At 73.7% G+C, this 12,298-nt stretch carries 14 protein-coding genes; 10 read left to right on the top strand and 4 right to left on the bottom strand.

Annotation, left to right across the window (positions count from 1 at the left end; translation table 11 throughout):
- Window positions 1–37: 37 nt before the first annotated feature.
- Window positions 38–559, bottom strand: a complete 522-nt coding sequence (locus AACH11_RS11455; protein ID WP_341374363.1) for a CreA family protein — start codon at window positions 557–559, stop codon at window positions 38–40.
- A gap of 304 nt (window positions 560–863) precedes the next feature.
- On the opposite strand from AACH11_RS11455, the gene AACH11_RS11450 reads away from it, so the two are divergent.
- A complete protein-coding gene (locus AACH11_RS11450; protein WP_341374362.1) occupies window positions 864–2,030 on the top strand; it encodes an MFS transporter in 1,167 nt (388 codons plus the stop codon).
- Here the strand turns inward: AACH11_RS11450 and AACH11_RS11445 are convergent.
- Entirely contained in the window at window positions 2,018–2,881 is an 864-nt protein-coding gene (locus tag AACH11_RS11445) for a LysR family transcriptional regulator (RefSeq protein WP_341374361.1), read from the bottom strand. The genes AACH11_RS11450 and AACH11_RS11445 overlap by 13 nt on opposite strands.
- Window positions 2,882–3,043: 162 nt before the next feature.
- Between AACH11_RS11445 and AACH11_RS11440 the strand changes: the two genes are divergently transcribed.
- The 3 genes from AACH11_RS11440 to AACH11_RS11430 all read left to right on the top strand — a co-directional run bounded on the left by AACH11_RS11440 (window position 3,044) and on the right by AACH11_RS11430 (window position 4,487).
- Complete coding sequence (locus AACH11_RS11440; RefSeq protein WP_341374360.1) at window positions 3,044–3,760, top strand: AzlC family ABC transporter permease; 717 nt, start codon at window positions 3,044–3,046, stop codon at window positions 3,758–3,760.
- Window positions 3,750–4,058, top strand: a complete 309-nt coding sequence (locus AACH11_RS11435; RefSeq protein ID WP_341374359.1) for an AzlD family protein — start codon at window positions 3,750–3,752, stop codon at window positions 4,056–4,058. Before AACH11_RS11440 ends, AACH11_RS11435 begins: the two co-directional genes overlap by 11 nt.
- 81 nt (window positions 4,059–4,139) lie before the next feature.
- Window positions 4,140–4,487, top strand: a complete 348-nt coding sequence (locus tag AACH11_RS11430; RefSeq protein ID WP_341374358.1) for a zinc ribbon domain-containing protein YjdM — start codon at window positions 4,140–4,142, stop codon at window positions 4,485–4,487.
- Window positions 4,488–4,800: 313 nt separating this feature from the next.
- Here AACH11_RS11430 and AACH11_RS11425 read toward each other — a convergent pair whose 3' ends face one another.
- On the bottom strand, window positions 4,801–5,178 hold the full coding sequence (locus AACH11_RS11425) for a hypothetical protein (RefSeq protein ID WP_341374357.1): 378 nt from the start codon (window positions 5,176–5,178) through the stop codon (window positions 4,801–4,803).
- On the bottom strand, window positions 5,171–5,923 hold the full coding sequence (locus AACH11_RS11420) for a GntR family transcriptional regulator (RefSeq protein WP_341374356.1): 753 nt from the start codon (window positions 5,921–5,923) through the stop codon (window positions 5,171–5,173). Before AACH11_RS11420 ends, AACH11_RS11425 begins: the two co-directional genes overlap by 8 nt.
- A 113-nt stretch (window positions 5,924–6,036) precedes the next feature.
- Between AACH11_RS11420 and AACH11_RS11415 the strand changes: the two genes are divergently transcribed.
- From AACH11_RS11415 to AACH11_RS11390, 6 genes are all read left to right on the top strand, one after another.
- Complete coding sequence (locus tag AACH11_RS11415; RefSeq protein ID WP_341374355.1) at window positions 6,037–6,462, top strand: GlcG/HbpS family heme-binding protein; 426 nt, start codon at window positions 6,037–6,039, stop codon at window positions 6,460–6,462.
- 13 nt (window positions 6,463–6,475) lie between these two features.
- Window positions 6,476–7,636 (top strand): amidohydrolase family protein, encoded by a 1,161-nt coding sequence (locus AACH11_RS11410; RefSeq protein WP_341374354.1) that lies wholly within the window; start codon window positions 6,476–6,478, stop codon window positions 7,634–7,636.
- A 58-nt stretch (window positions 7,637–7,694) separates the two neighbouring features.
- Entirely contained in the window at window positions 7,695–8,615 is a 921-nt protein-coding gene (locus tag AACH11_RS11405; protein WP_341374353.1) for a VOC family protein, read from the top strand.
- Window positions 8,616–8,689: 74 nt separating this feature from the next.
- Entirely contained in the window at window positions 8,690–9,556 is an 867-nt protein-coding gene (locus tag AACH11_RS11400; RefSeq protein ID WP_341374352.1) for a fumarylacetoacetate hydrolase family protein, read from the top strand.
- On the top strand, window positions 9,556–11,097 hold the full coding sequence (locus AACH11_RS11395; RefSeq protein ID WP_341374351.1) for a bifunctional 3-(3-hydroxy-phenyl)propionate/3-hydroxycinnamic acid hydroxylase: 1,542 nt from the start codon (window positions 9,556–9,558) through the stop codon (window positions 11,095–11,097). The genes AACH11_RS11400 and AACH11_RS11395 overlap by 1 nt, the downstream gene beginning before the upstream one ends.
- Window positions 11,098–11,275: 178 nt before the next feature.
- On the top strand, window positions 11,276–12,283 hold the full coding sequence (locus AACH11_RS11390; RefSeq protein ID WP_341374350.1) for a Bug family tripartite tricarboxylate transporter substrate binding protein: 1,008 nt from the start codon (window positions 11,276–11,278) through the stop codon (window positions 12,281–12,283).
- Window positions 12,284–12,298: the final 15 nt, after the last annotated feature.

Below are 12,298 nucleotides of genomic sequence, written 5' to 3'. Positions count from 1 at the left end.
AGGCGTGCGGCGGCCTTGTCGGTGCCGCGGGTGCGACTCAGCGCACCGGGATCGGCGTTGCGCGGTCCACCGGCACGGCCGTCACCGCGTTCTGCGGCGAGCCTTCGATCAGCTTGTCGGTGTAGGTCAGGTAGACCAGCGTGTTGCGCTCGCGGTCGACCATGCGGATGACCCGCAGGCGCTTGAACAGCAGGCTGCGGCGCTCGCTGAAGACCTCGTCCTGCTCCTTGAGTGGCTCGGCGATGCGGATCGGGCCGACCTGGCGGCAGGCGATCGACGCGTCCGACTTGTCCTCGGCCAGGCCGAGGGCGCCCTTGATGCCGCCGGTGCGGGCGCGCGAGACATAGCAGGTCACGCCCGTGACCTTGGGGTCGTCGTAGGCGTCGACGACGATCTTGTGGTCGGGGCCGATCAGCTTGAAGACGGTGTCGACCTCGCCGATGGTCTCGGCCCGGGCGCAGGGCAGGGCGCAGAGGGCGGCTGCGGCCAGCAGCGCGCAGGCACCGGTGCGACGGAGGAGGTGGGCGGGCGTGCGGACGGCGGTGGACAGCGGCTTCATGGTGCGGGTCGGGTTGAGGGACGGGTTGGGTGACGGGCTCGGTGGCGGTGCCGGGGGGCGGCAGCCGGTGGCCGGTGGCCGCGGCGGGACGGCGTCAGCTTACCCAAGCGCGGCGGCGAGAATCGCCACGGCAGGCTCGCGGGTGTGCAGGAGCGGGCGTTCGCCGGGCTGGCGTCGCCCGTCCCGTCCGTTCTGTCCGGGCGCTCTTCCCGTCCTGCCCGCCCGTCCTGCCGACCCACTCCTCGCCGACCATGACCGCCACCCGTCTGCCCTGCCTGCTCCGCGACCTGACCGGGGCCCGCCGATGAACGCGGCCCTGCTGCGCCTGGTGATCTGCCAGGGCCTGTTCCTGACCAACAACGTCACCTTCATCGCCATCAACGGCCTGGTCGGCCTGCATCTGGCCCCCGTGGCGTGGATGGCCACCCTGCCGCTGATGGGCTATGTGGTGGGCGGGGCCCTGGCCACGCCGCTGGTCGCCCGCCACCAGCGGGCCTGGGGCCGGCGCCGGGCCTTCCAGGCCGGCCAGGCGGTCGGCATCCTCAGCACCCTGGCCTGCGCCGCGGCGGTGACGATCGACAGCTTCGGCCTGCTGCTGGCGGCCACGCTGTCGGCCGGTTATTACAACGCCCATGCGGGGCTCTACCGCTTCGCCGCGGCCGAGCTGGTCGGGCCCGAGGCCCGCACCCGCGCGATCTCGTGGGTGATGACCGGCGGCCTGATCGGCGCCGTGGCCGGCCCCAATCTGGCCAACGCCGGCCGGGATCTGCTGGCCATCCCGTTCGCCGGGGCCTACTACGCGCTGGCGGTGCTGGCGGCCGTCGCGCTGCTGATCCTGGCCACCATCCCCTTCCCGCCGCTGGAGGCGCCGGATCCGCAGCGCCCCGGCCGCAGCCTGCGCGAGATCGCGCGCCAGCCGGCCTTCATCGTCGCGGTGGTCGCCGCGGCCATCGGCTACGGGATGATGAACCTGCTGATGGCCGCCACGCCGCTGGCCATGGCCGGTTGCGGCCATCCGTTCGAGCGCACGGCCCTGGTGCTGGAGGTGCACGTGATCGGCATGTTCGCGCCCGGTTTCTTCACCGGCGCGCTGATCCGGCGGTTCGGCACGCTGCCGGTCATGGCCACCGGCGGCGTGCTCTACGCCCTGTGCGTGGCGGTGGCGCTGTCGGGCGTGCAACTGCCGCACTTCCTGATCGCGCTGGCCCTGCTGGGCGTGGGCTGGAACTTCATCTACACCGGCGCCACCACGCTGCTGACGCAGACCTACCGCCCCGAGGAGAAGACCCTGGCCCAGGGCGCGATGGACTTCTGGGTCTACGTCACCATGGCCTTCACCTCGCTGGGCGCGGGGGCGCTGGTCACCTCCAAGGGCTGGACCTGGCTGAACCTGGGCTCGATCGGCCTGCTGCTGGTGCTGGCTGCGGCCTTGTGGTGGCTGGCCCGGCGGGGGGCGCCTCAGCCGGCCTGACGCAGGGTGCGCACCAGCAGATCGTGCAGGCGTGCGGCGGCCGGGTTGGCGCGCGCCTCGCGGCTGCGGTAGACGGCGACTTCCATCGGCGCCAGCGGCCCCAGCCCCTGGGCCGCGCCCAGGACCTGCAGATGCGGCGGCACGCTGCAGCGGGTCAGCGCGGCCACGGCCAGGCCGCTGTCGACCGCCGCGATCTGGCCGGCCAGGCTGGAGCTGTTGTAGACCGTGCGGTAACGGCGGCCCTGGCGGGCCAGCGACTCGATCGCGCCGCGGCGCGCCAGGCTGGCCTCCTCGTAGACGGCGATCGGCAGCGGATCACGCCGCCACAGCTCGAACTGCGGTGAGCCCACCCACACCATCGGCTCGTGGAACAGCAGGCTGCCGCGGCGGGCGTGATCGCGCGAGACCAGGGCCAGATCGAGCTCGCCGCGGGCCACGCGCGGGATCAGCGCGGTCGACTGCTCGCAGTCGAGCTCGATCTGCACCCCGCCGTGGCGCGCGGCGAAGCGCCTGAGGACGGGCGTCAGGTAGGTGGCCGCGTAGTCGTCCGGCACGCCCAGGCGCACATGGCCCGACAGCGCCGTGCCCTGCAGCGCGTCGCGCGCCTCGGTCTGCAGATCCAGCATGCGGCGGGCGTAGCCCAGCAGGGTCTGGCCATCGGCCGTGAGCTGCAGCCGGCGTGGCCCGCGGTCGAGCAGGCGCAGACCGACCGCCTGCTCCAGCTTCTTGATCTGCATGCTGACGGCCGAGGGCGAGCGGTGCAGCTCCAGCGCCGCGGCCGCCAGCGAGCCGGCATCGACCACCGCCACCAGGCAGGCCAGCCAGTCGATCTGCAGGTCGTCTCGTGCCATCGGGCGGCCGTCCTCGCCGGGGTTTCCGCCGCCGGGCGGGCGACGCATCCTCGCGATTATCGAATGGCTGCGTGCCGCTCCTTGCGCTTGTCGCCGGGCTGGCGGGCGGGCACAGTGCGCGCCATGTCCTCTTCTCCTGAACATCGATGTCCCGGCCCGGCCGTGGCCGATCCCGCGGCCGTGCTGGCCACCGACCGCCACGCGCTGTACGCCGGCTTCCGGCAGATGCTGCCGATCAGCGTCTTCGTCGCGGTCTTCGGTGCCGCCTTCGGTCTGGCGGCCACGCAGCACGGGCTGGCGGCCGGCTGGGCGGTGCTGATGAGCACGCTGGTGTTCGCCGGTGCCGCGCAGTTCGCGGCACTCGACCTGTGGCAGCCCCGCATCCTGCTGCCGCCGCTGCTGCTGACCGTCTTCGCGATCAATGCCCGCCATCTGCTGATGGGCGCCAGTCTGTATCCGTGGCTGCGCCACCTGCCGCCCGCCCGGCGCTACGGCGTGATGCTGCTGGCCTCCGATGCCAACTGGGCGCGGGCCCAGCAGGCGCTGGAGCGCGGCCAGCCCGGCTTCGGCCTGCTGGCCGGCGGCGGGCTGGCGCTGTGGCTGGGCTGGGTCGTCGGCACCTGGCTCGGTGCGTTGGCCGGCGACCGCCTGCCCGATCCCCACCGCCTGGGTCTGGACATGGTGATGGGCTGCTTCCTGCTGTCGATGGCGTTCGGCGGGCGCATCGATCTGCGCCGCGTCGTCATCTGGGCCGTGGCGGCCGCGGCCGCGCTGGCCGCGCTGCGCTGGCTGCCACCCAACAGCCACGTGGTGGCCGGTGCGCTGGCCGGTGGTCTGACCGGGTTGTGCTGGCCGGAGGAGGCCGACGATGTGGCTTGAAACCTCGGGCTGGGGCCTGGCCGGGCTGATCGCGGCCATGGCGCTGGTGACGCTGGCCACCCGCTGGGGCGGCGTCTGGCTGATGCGCTGGGTGCCGTTCGGGCCGCGGGTGCGGCGCTTCATCGCGGCGATGTCGGGCTCGGTGCTGGTGGCCGTGCTGGCGCCGGTGGCGCTGCGCGGCGATGCCGCGGCCCGCCTGGCCCTGCTGACCACGGCGGCCGTGCTGCTGATCTCGCGCCGGCCGCTGCCGGCGATCGCGGCCGGCATCGCGATGGCGGCGGCGGTGCGGATGTTCTGAGCGCGGTGCGTCGCGGGGCTCGGCCGTCATGGCCTGCGGTGACAATCCGCCCCCCTTCGTCATCGCCACGCGAGCGTCCCCATGAGCACCCTGCCGCCCTGCCCGAGCTGCGCCTCGACCTTCACCTACACCGACGGCACGCTGCTGATCTGCCCCGAGTGCGCGCATGAGTGGACGGCCGGCGGTCCGGAGGCCGCGGTGGCCGACAGCGGCGAGCGCGTGATCCGCGACGCCAACGGCCAGGTGCTGCAGGACGGCGACACCGTGACCGTGGTCAAGGACCTGAAGCTCAAGGGCTCGTCGCAGGTGGTCAAGGTCGGCACCAAGGTCAAGAACATCCGCCTGACCGACGGCGACCACGACATCGACTGCCGCATCGACGGCATCGGGGCGATGCAGCTGAAGTCGGCGTACGTCAAGAAGGTCTGAGCGCGGGGCCTTTCAGGCCCGAGCCGGCCCGAGCCGCTGGATGCCCGGATGATCCCCGTGCCGGCGTCCCTGGGTGGCACGGGGGCTCTGGTGGGGTGGGCCTTGCCATCCGTGCAGCCCTGGAGCCGGCCCGGGCCCGTGTCGTGACGCCGGCCGAGGTGCCTCACCCGCACGGGCTGCACCCCATCACGCCGAACCCGGACCCGCATCCCATCGCGCTGTTGCCCAACGCCCGGTGCCCGGTGCCCGGCGCGGTCAGTGCGCACCCGTGGCCACTGTGGGTCAACGTGGTGACGGTCCGGTAGCCGCTGGGTCAGCCCGCGTCGACCTTCCGCCCCACGATCACCGTGTCGGCACGGCCCTTGACATCCAGCCGCCCCTGCGCCTCCAGCGTCACGTCCTGTCCCAGGATCTCGATGCGGCCGTCGTGGTGCAGCACGATGCGGGCGGCGCCGCAGCGCAGCTCCAGCCGCTCGGTGGCCTGGACGGTCACGGCCCTGGCCTCCAGGTGCAGGTCCTGGCCGACCACGGTCCGGGCCTGACCCTCGATCCGCACGGCCTGGCTGCCGCCCACGCTCAGCGTCAGCTGGCTGCCGATCCGGGTGTCACTGGCGCCACCGATGCGCAGCTGTTGGCCGCCGGTGATCAGCAGGGCGTCCTGCCCCTGGATGGTCTGCTTGCGGTCAGGCATCGGCGGCTCCGGTGCGCGGCGGGGCCGCGGCGAACAGGCCCCCGTCGGTCAGCAGCACCGCCGCCGTGCGCCGGTAATGCCCCTGCAGCAGCGCCACCGCCTCGTCGGCCTGGCCGGCCAGGGCGGCATCGCAGATCGCGCGGTGCTCGTCCAGCACCGGGCGCTGGCTGGCCGAGCGGCTGGCGGCCAGGCGGCGATAACGCTGGTGTTGATCGGTCAGCTGCTCGCAGAAACCCAGCAGCCAGCGGGAGCGGCAGCCGCTGATCAGTGCGCGGTGGAAGGCGCGGTGCATCGTCTCCCACTCGGGGTTGAAGGCGTAGCCGGCCTCGGAGGCCGAGCGCGGTGTGCGCTGCAGCCGGTGCAGGGCCAGCACCAGGCCTTCCTCCCAGGCCACGTCGCGGTGGTGGATGGATTCGCGCAGGGCGGTCTCCTCCAGCCAGCAGCGGGTGCGGGTGATCTCCTCCAGATCGGCGGCGCTGATGCCGGCCACGGCGAAGCCGCGCTGTTCGCGGCGTTCGACCAGGCCGTCGGCGATCAGGCGGTTCAGCGCCTCGCGCAGCGGGGTGGCGCTGGTGGCGTAGCGCTCGGCCAGGGCCTCGATGGCGAGTTTGCTGCCGGGGCGCCACACGCCGTCGAGCAGGTCGTTGCGCAGTTCGTCGGTCAGGCTGGTGGCGCGGGTGGCGGCCGGGGCGATGCCGGGGGCGGTGTCGGCGGCGGGCAGGGCGGTTCGGGATGGGCGGGCCATGGTCGCGCGAATGTACACAGCCGCGGGAGCCTGTCAATCATGTCAAAGACTGGTGTTGAATCATGTTTTGTATATAAACTGAGCTGCAACACGATTTCGCATCAGGAGTGACGATGAGCGGACTGACGCTGGCCCAGGCCCGGGCGGTGCTGGACGGGGCGCTGGCGGCGGCGCGCGCGGCGGGCTTCCGGCCGATGGGCGTGGTGGTGGTCGATGCGGCGGGCCAGCCGGTGGCCAGCGCGCGGGAGGACGGCGCCACCGCGCTGCGGCTGGAGATCGCGCTCGGCAAGGCGGGCGCGGCCATCGGCATGGGCGCGTCCAGCCGCACGCTGGCCGAGCGGGCGCAGGGCCTGCCGGCCTTCTTCCAGGCGGTGGCGGCCACCGCCTCGCAGCCCTTCATCCCGCAGACCGGCGCGCTGTTGCTGCGCGATGCGCAGGGCCGCGTGCTGGGTGCGGCGGGCGCATCCGGCGGCACCGGCGACGAGGACGAGCAGATCGTGCGCGCCGGGGCCGAGGCAGCCGGGCTGGGCACGGCCTGAACGGAGCCCGCAGATGGCCACCGCTTCCCCGCCCGTTCCCCCGTCCGTTTCCCCGCCCGCTTCCGCCCTGCGGCCGGTGCCCGCCGCCGGGCTCGGCGCCGGCCTGGCCGACGGGCCGGCGCCGTGCGCCTGCGGCCTCGACATCCATGCCCATCTGGTGCCGGCGCGCTTTCCGGCCGACGTGGCGCGGCTGGGCACGGCCGACGCACCGCCGGCCCGCGGCCTGTGCCAACGCCAGATCCTGGTGGACGGCCGCCACTACCGCACGGTCGACGAGCGCTGCTGGTCGGCGCCGCGGCGGCTGGCCGATCTGCCGGCGATGGGGCTGGGGGCGCAACTGGTCTCGCCGATGCCCGAGCTGCTGTCGTACTGGCGGGATCTGGCCGAGGCCGCGCCGCTGATCCGCTTCCTCAACGCCCACACGGCCGAGGTCTGCGCCGATGGCGGCGGGCGGCTGCTGGGGCTGGCGGCCGTGCCCTTGCAGGCGCTGGATGCGGCCGTGGCCGAGCTGCGCCGCGCCGTCGAGGATCTGGGCCTGGTCGGCGTGGAGATCGGCAGCAACGTCAACGGCCGTCCGATCGGCGATCCGCACTTCCTGCCCTTCTTCGAGGCCTGCGTGGCGCTGGATGTGCCGGTCTTCGTCCATGCCCTCAAGCCGACGGGCATGGACCGGCTGCTGGGCCCGGCGCCGCTGCAGCAGGTGCTGGCCTACCCGACCGACGTCGGCCTGGCCGCGGCCTCGGTCATCACCGGCGGCCTGCTGGCCCGCTGGCCCGGCCTGCGCCTGGCCTTCAGCCATGGCGGCGGCACGCTGGCGGCGCTGCTGCCACGGCTGCAGCAGGGCTGGCAGGTGTTCCCGGCGCTGCGCGAGACCATGGCCGAGCCGCCGGTCGAGACCGCGCGCCGGCTGCACGTGGACACCCTGGTCTTCGATGCCGCACAACTGCGCCTGCTGGCCGAGCGCTTCGGTGTCGAGCGCCTGCTGCTGGGCACCGATCACCCGTTCAACTTCCACGAGCCACGGCCGGTGCAGCGCCTGGCCGAGGCCGGCTTCACGGCGGCCGGGCAGGCGGCGATCGCGTTCGGCAATGCCGCGCGCTGGCTGGGCCCGCGCGGCCGGGCCCGCCTGCCGGCCGATCTGCGCGGCCTGCTGGCCGACCGCGGTGCGGGCTGACCTGCGTCCCACCGTCTCCTGACTTTCGTTGTTCGACACCTTCCGGAGCCCCACCACGATGAAATCCCCGTGGATCGAAGCCCTGCGCAGCGTCGCGCTCACCGTGCCCGACCTGGCCGCGGCCGAGGCCTTCTACACCGGCACCTGGCAGCTGACCGTGGCCGACCGTGCCGACGGCGTGGTCTGGCTGCGCGGCAGCGGTGCCGACCACCATCTGCTGGCCCTGCACCAGGCGCCCGGTGTGCCGCGCATCCTGAAGGTCACGCTGCGCGCGCGCAGCGCGCAGGCGCTGGCCCATGTGGCGCAGGCGGCCGTGGCCGCCGGTGGTCGGGTCGAGGCCACGGCCGGCCCGGCGGCGGATCCGGCCGGCGGCCAGCGCGTGCTGCTGCGCGATGCCGATGGCCGGCGCTACGAGGTGGTGCACGGCGACGCCCGTCGCCCGGCCGACGTGCCGCCGCCGCCCGACCAGCCCCAACGCCTGGCCCACGCGGTGCTGAACGCGCCCTCGGTCGACGCCGCGCGCGCCTTCCTGGAGCCGGTGCTGGGCTTCGTGCTGGCCGACCGCACCCGGATCATGGCCTTCATGAACTGCGACCGCGACCACCACACGCTGGCGCTCGGCGATGCCGACAACGCCGCCCTCAACCACATCGCCTTCGTCATGCCGACGCTCGATGCGGTGATGCGCGGCGGTGGTCGCATGAAGGATGCCGGCCTGCCGCCGCAGTGGGGGCCGGGCCGCCACGGCCCCGGCGACAACGCCTTCAACTACTTCGTCGATCCCTTCGGCATCGTCATCGAGTACACGGCCGAGGTCGAGCAGATCGACGACAGCTACGTGCCCGGCGGCCCCGCCGACTGGACCTGGCCGCCCGGTCGTGTCGACCAGTGGGGGCTGTCGGCGCCGCCGAGTGCCGCGCTCAAGGCCGCCCAGCGTGCGGTCGTCTTCCAGGACGACATCGGCGCGCTGCGGGTCTGAGCGCCGCTCGAAAGAGCGATCCAGCGGAAATTCCGATCACCTCACACAACCCGTCATCTGAACGGACCATCTTCATGCGCTACACCACCTTCATCGATCAGGGCGAGGCCCGTCTGGGCGTCATCAGCGGCGACGAGATCGTCGATCTGGCGGAGGCCGTGCCCGGCGCGCCGTCGGACCTGCGCACCGCGCTGGCCCAGGGCGCCGATCTGGGCGCGCTGGCCCGCCGCGCGCTCGAGAACGCCGATGCCCCGCGCCACGCGCTGGCCACGGCGCAGCATGCGCCGCTGCTGCCCGAGCCGGGCAAGACCATCTGCCTGGGCCTGAACTACTTCGACCATGCCAAGGAAGGCGGCCGCGAGAAGCCCGAGTACCCGTGGTTCTTCTACCGCGGCAAGAGCTCGCTGATCGGCCACGGCCAGGCCGGCGTCTGCCCCAAGGTCTCCACCCGCTTCGACTACGAGGCCGAGCTGGCGGTGGTCATCGGCCGCACCGTGCCGCGCCACACGGCCGAGGCCGATGCGCTGCAGTACGTGGCCGGCTACAGCTGCTTCAACGACATGTCGGTGCGCGACTACCAGAAGCGCACGCCGCAGTGGACGATCGGCAAGAACTTCGATGCCACCGGCGCCTTCGGCCCGTTGCTGGTGACGGCCGACGAACTGCCGCCCGGGGCCACCGGCCTGCGCATCCAGTCGCGCCTGAACGGCCAGGTGATGCAGGACGCCGACACCACCGACATGATCTGGGGCGTGGCCGAGACCATCGCGCTGCTGTCGCAGTGCATGACGCTGGAGCCGGGCGACGCCATCATCATGGGCACGCCGGCCGGGGTCGGCCAGGCGCGCACGCCGCCGGTATGGATGAAGCCGGGCGACGTGGTCGAGATCGAGATCGAGCGCGTCGGCCTGCTGCGCAACCCGATCGTGGCGGAGGCCTGATGCCGGCCGCCGCGCAACCCGACTACGACGTCGCCATCGTCGGCTACGGGCCGGCGGGCGCGGTGGCGGCCGCGCTGCTGGGGCAGGCCGGCCACCGCGTCCACGTCTGTGACCGGCTGACCGACGTCCACGAGATCCCGCGCGCGATCGCGCTCGACCACGAGATCCTGCGCGTGTTCCAGGGCCTGGGCATCGCCGATGCGGTGGCCGCACACTGCGAGCCCTTCACCGACAGCGTCTACCACGGTGTCGATGGCCAGGTGATCCGCCGCATGACGATGCTGGACAAGCCCTGGCCGCAAGGCCATGTGCCGTCCATCGTCTTCACCCAGCCGCCGGTCGAACGCCTCCTGCGCCAGCGCATCGCGCAGATGGCCAACGTGACGGTGGCGCTCGGCGTCGAGTGCACGGCCGTCGAGCAGCACGGCGACGAGGCCCCCGGCGGGCCTGGCGTGACGCTGACCGTCGATGGCCGGCCGGTGCGCGCTCGCTGGGCGATCGCCGCCGATGGCGGCAGCTCGGGCCTGCGCGCGCTGCTGGGCCTGAGCCTGGAGGATCTGGACTTCGACGAGCCCTGGCTGGTCGTCGATGCCCTGGTCAACGAACGTGGCCTGGCCCGCCTGCCGGCCACCAGCGTGCAGTACTGCGAACCGGAGCGGCCCTGCACCTTCGTCATCGGCCCGGGCCACCACCGGCGCTGGGAGATCAGCCTCAAGCCCGGCGAGGATCCGCGCCAGGCCGCCACACCCGAGGGTACGTGGGCGCTGCTGCAGCGCTGGATGGGGCCGGAGGACGGCACGCTGTGGCGCCAGTCGTCCTATCGTTTCCATGCGCTGGTGGCCGCGCAGTGGCGCGCCGGCCGCGTCTTCCTGGCCGGCGACGCGGCCCACATGCAGCCGCCCTTCCTGGGCCAGGGCATGTGCCAGGGCGTGCGCGACGTGGCCAACCTGGCCTGGAAGCTGGACGCCGTCCTGAGGGGCACGGTGCAGGGTGCAGCGGCCGATGCGCTGCTCGACAGCTATGGCGCCGAGCGCAAGGCCCATGTGCGCGAGCTGACCACGCGCATCAAGGCGGTCGGTGCGGTGATCTGCGAGCGCGATGTCGAACGGGCCCGGGCCCGCGACGCGCGCCTGCTGGCCGAGGCCGGCGGCCCGGTGCGGCCACAGCCGCGCCAGGACGTGCTGCCGCCGCTGACCGGCGGCCTGTGCGATGGCTCGGCCGGCGCGGGCACGCTGTTTCCGCAACCGCGGCTGCAGGCGACCGCGACCCGGCCCGAGGCCTGGATGGACGCGCGCCACGGCAGCGGCTGGCGCCTGGTCAGTGACGGCAGCCTGCCCGTCGACGTGCCGGCCGGCCTGTGCCACATCGACCTCGCGCGCGAGCCCGAGGCCGAGGGCGTGGTCGCCGCCTGGCTGGCCCGCCACGGCGCCCGGGCGGCGCTGCTGCGGCCCGACCACTACACGCTGGGCAGTGCGGCCGATGCCGCCGGCATCGAGCGCCTGATCGCCGCCTGGCGGCGCGGCGGCGTGCCGGCGGCCTGAGCCCGCGGCCTGATCCTGACGGCGGGTGCCCCGGGTGCCTGCCGGACGCGCCCCGCGTCACACCGCCCCGCGCCCGGGCGCCGATGCGGATGTCTGCCCAGAGACCGGCTCCAGCCGGCCGGCAGCGTCCGTGCCCGGGCGATCCGTCCTTCCCTGACCCGACGAACGAGGAGACACCATGCGTCGTCGTCATCTGCTGCAGGCCCTGCCGGGCTGTGCCTTGCTGCCCGCCCTGTCCACCCTGTCCAACGGGTCGGCCCGTGCCGCCACGGCATCCGCTCCGGCCGGCTGGCCCCAACGCCCCGTCACCTGGATCCTGTCGCAGCCGCCGGGCTCGGGCCCGGACAATGTCGCCCGGCTGCTGACCGAGCGCCTGGCCCGCCACTGGGGCCAGGCCGTGGTCGTCGACAACAAGCCCGGTGGCCAGAACACCATCGGCGCCCAGGCCGCGGCGCGGCTGGCACCGGATGGCCACGGCTTCTACTTCGCCACCACGGCGGCGCTGGTCACCAACCCGCTGCTGTTCAAGAGCCTGCCCTATGACCCGCAGCGCGATTTCACGCCGGTGGCCTTCGTCGCCCGCAGCCCGTTCGCGGTGCTGGTGGCCGGCGATTCGCCGGTGCGCACGCTCGATGAGCTGATCGCCCGCGCCAAGGCCCGGGGCGGTGCGCTGGCCCTCGGCAACGAGGGGCCGCGCACGTTCAGCGGCATGATCGCCCGCCTGCTGAACGCCCGCAGTGGCATGAACGCCAACCTGGTGCCCTATGCCAGCGTCGGCGTCGGCACGCAGGACCTGATGGGCGGCCATGTCGATGCGATGGTGGCCGATCTGGCCGCCACCGCCGCGCTCGCCCGACAGGGCCGGCTGCGGGTGCTGGCCACCACCGCCGGCCGCCGCGTCGCGGGCTGGGAGTCGGTGTCCACGCTGGCCGAGCGCTGGCCGGGGCTGGAGATGGTCGGCTGGTTCGCGCTGGTGGCGCCGGCCGGCAGCCCGACGGCCGTCATCGAGCGCGTCAACCGCGACGTGCAGGCGCTGCAGGGCGACGCGGAGCTGGCCACCCGCATCGCCGCCATCGGTCCGTTGGTCGAGCCGGGCCTGGATCTGGCGCAGACCGCGGCCGTGCTGCAGACCGAGCGCCAGCGCTGGACCGCGCTGGCGCGCGAGATCGGCGTCCTGCCCGAATGAGGGGCCGGCACGCGA

The organism is Pseudaquabacterium rugosum (assembly GCF_038066575.1).
Classification (GTDB): Bacteria; Pseudomonadota; Gammaproteobacteria; order Burkholderiales; family Burkholderiaceae_C; genus Pseudaquabacterium; species Pseudaquabacterium rugosum.
This window is presented reverse-complemented; position numbering and strand designations above follow the sequence as displayed.